The organism is Moorena sp. SIO3B2 (assembly GCF_010692525.1).
GTDB lineage: Bacteria > Cyanobacteriota > Cyanobacteriia > Cyanobacteriales > Coleofasciculaceae > Moorena > Moorena producens.
This window is the reverse complement of the sequence record NZ_JAAHHE010000596.1, coordinates 1-2,900: the sequence shown is the minus strand read 5'-3', so window position 1 is coordinate 2,900 and position 2,900 is coordinate 1. Positions and strand designations below refer to the sequence as shown.

At 45.6% G+C, this 2,900-nt stretch carries 3 protein-coding genes; all 3 read right to left on the bottom strand.

Going from position 1 to position 2,900, the window contains the following annotated elements; genetic code table 11:
• The coding region (locus tag F6K38_RS38570) for a hypothetical protein (RefSeq protein ID WP_287360221.1) at nt 1–298 on the bottom strand (298 nt) is incomplete at its 3' end.
• 286 nt (nt 299–584) lie between these two features.
• Entirely contained in the window at nt 585–1,955 is a 1,371-nt protein-coding gene (gene glmU, locus F6K38_RS38565) for a bifunctional UDP-N-acetylglucosamine diphosphorylase/glucosamine-1-phosphate N-acetyltransferase GlmU (protein WP_287360219.1), read from the bottom strand.
• Between the two features lie 439 nt (nt 1,956–2,394).
• Nucleotides 2,395–2,900, bottom strand: a 506-nt coding sequence (locus tag F6K38_RS38560) for an MnmC family methyltransferase (protein ID WP_287360217.1), incomplete at its 5' end; no start/stop codon positions are given.

Below are 2,900 nucleotides of genomic sequence, written 5' to 3'. Positions count from 1 at the left end.
ATTTCTCCACAAGTAAAGGGGTTAAGGGTATTTTGTTATCCTCTTGGAGGGGTTTGTGTAATTCCTCCTGTACTTCCCTGTCTTGGAAAAAGTCTTCCAAAAAAAGCGCGATCGCATCAGGAGCAGAATAATAAAAAAGGCGCTGCTCTGGTGCCAAGGGTTCTTCTCGCATTAGGGCAGCTTTGAGTCCTTGCTCTACTGCTTTGTGGATGTCGGCAGGAGTTAGCCTAGTTTGAATTTTTCTCCCTAAAATAGGGGCAACAGATTCAGCAACAACAGAAGCAATTTCCCAAGTCATAGGGCAAACTCAATTTTCCCTCAACAATTATTATCGTAGTCTTTAGTCATAAGCTTGCTGCTTCTTACTTCTGTTACCCCTATTGCCCCTCTTGAAACACCCAATTTGTTAATTCACCCAACGTCAGCATTCAGCCGTCAGCATTCAGCCGTCAGCCTTTGGCACATCAAGTACCGTGCGCGTAGCCCATTAGCTGTTCGCGTAGCGTGCGCGTAGCGCATTAGCTGAATGCTGATAGCTTACCACCCAACAACCTGATCAACTTACGGCCATCCCTTACCCTTGCTCAGCTGTTGGAATCTTCAGTTCCCTGTAATCGCCAACCGGGTTTAACGACCTGATTTCTACTACGAGCAATCACCAAGCTATCGTTTGGCACATCCTTGGTAACCACAGAACCAGCTGCCACAGTGACATCCTCTCCTAAGGTCAGTGGTGCCACCAAAACACTATTCGAGCCAGTCTTAGTGCGATCGCCTATCTCGGTTTTATGCTTTTTAACACCATCGTAATTGGCAGTAATGGTACCTGCGCCAATATTCACTCGGGACCCTAGGGTAGCATCTCCCAAATAAGATAGATGAGAGGCATTAGTGCGATCGCCTATCTGAGTATTTTTCAGTTCCACAAAATTTCCAATACGGCAGGATTCTCCTACTTGGGCATGACCCCGAAGATGAGAATACGGACCAATACGGGTGCCATCTTGAACCACAGAATCACTTACCACTGAATATAGCACCGTCACCTTATCACCCAACTGGCTATTTTCAATCAGACTCCCTGGGCCAATCCTGCTACCAGCACCAATGACAGTCTTACCCCGCAAATGAGTTTGGGGCTCGATGGTGACATCAGGTTGCAATTGGACAGTCTCATCAATGGTGATACTGTTTGGGTTAATTAATGTCACCCCTGCCTTCATCCAGCCATCCTTAATCCGCTCTTGCAAAATCTGCTCAGCCATGGCCAGCTGTTTACGGTCATTAATCCCGAGAATTTCGTGGGTTACTTCCACATCCACTGCCATTACTGGCTCAACCATGGTAACCGCATCCGTTAGGTAATACTCATTTTGGTCATTATCCGCAGACAGTTTTGGTAGGACCAAAGCCAATTGAGACCAGTTGAAGCAATAGACACCAGCATTGATGCGGTTATTTTGCTTTTGAGCATCAGTGCAATCCCGGTGTTCCACAATCTGTTGCAGCTGATTGTTACTATCACAGAAAACCCGTCCATAGCCCGTGGGATTCGGCAAATGGGCAGTTAGGATCGTAGCGCCATTGTTATGGGCTTGATGGCTTTCTAATAGTTGTTTAATGGTGTCGGGACGCAACAAGGGAACATCACCATTTAAGACCAGTAAGTCTCCCGTATCGTCTGCCAAGTGGGGCAACAGTTGCTGGACGGCATGACCAGTACCCAATTGCTCTTTCTGTTCAACGAATTCTACATCCGTGTAGGCGCTCAGACTTTCTTTTACCCGTTCACTCTGATAGCCACAAATGACGATCACTCTGGAGGGGTTAATAGAAACACAACTGTTGAGCACTCGCTCCACCAGAGTTTGTGAACCCAAACGGTGACAGACTTTGGGCAGGTCAGATTTCATGCGAGTTCCGCGTCCTGCCGCTAGAATTGCTACTGCAACCATAGATTAGCTTTTTGCTTCCATCTTTGCATCCCTATCATACTCACACTTGACCTCAGTTTGATGTCATAAATGGGCAGTTTTTTTTAAGATGCAGGAGAGAGAATTAATAATTCAGGAGAAGAATGATGAATCTATTGGGAGAATAAATATAATTATTACCGATAAAACTCTGATTAATTGCTAATTAGCTTAAAATTAACTTATTATAAGGTCAGCAGTCAGCAGTCAGCGGTCAGCGGTCAGCGGTCAGTGGTCAGTGGTCAGCAGACGTAACTCAGATTAAACAAATGGTTACCTGTTTTATTCAAAAGCACCTTAAGTAGCGTGCGGGTAGCGCTATAGCTGATAGCTGATAGCTAAAAGCTGATAACTGAAAGCTATTAGCTTTCAGCTAATAGCTGAAAGCTGAAAGCTGAAAGCTGATAGCTGATAGCTGATCTTAACTATCAACTCTCAACCAACGCTTTTTCCAATGAGAGGTTGGTTCAAGTAAAGAGTTTTGCTGCTCTAGGCGGCGTCGGTGTAAAATGCCTGAGGCTGAGTCTGATAAATTCGGGTCTCGGTAAGGCACAGCAGCACGAGTTTGCAAATGTTCTTGCTCTCGGATTGATAAGCTAGGTAAATTAGCTTCAGTAAAGCTAGCTATAGTACCGGGTTGTCGATTTCCTACTTCAATGGTAGATCCAATCGTAAACCCAGCTGTGATCAGGGCAATTCTAACTGCTGCGGCACAAGAGTAGGTGGCTAGTCTACCGGTGTCTGAGCAACATTGGGCTAAGTGTTGAATAAATTCTAGGGTCCATAATTGAGGACAGTTAGGTGGGGAAAAGGGGTCAAGAAAGATAGCATCGGCTTGGAAGTTACCTTGTTGCACCTGTTGGATAGTCTCTCTGGCATCACCGAGATATAGTTGAGCTTGGAATTGCTCGGTTTCAACCAGTCCAG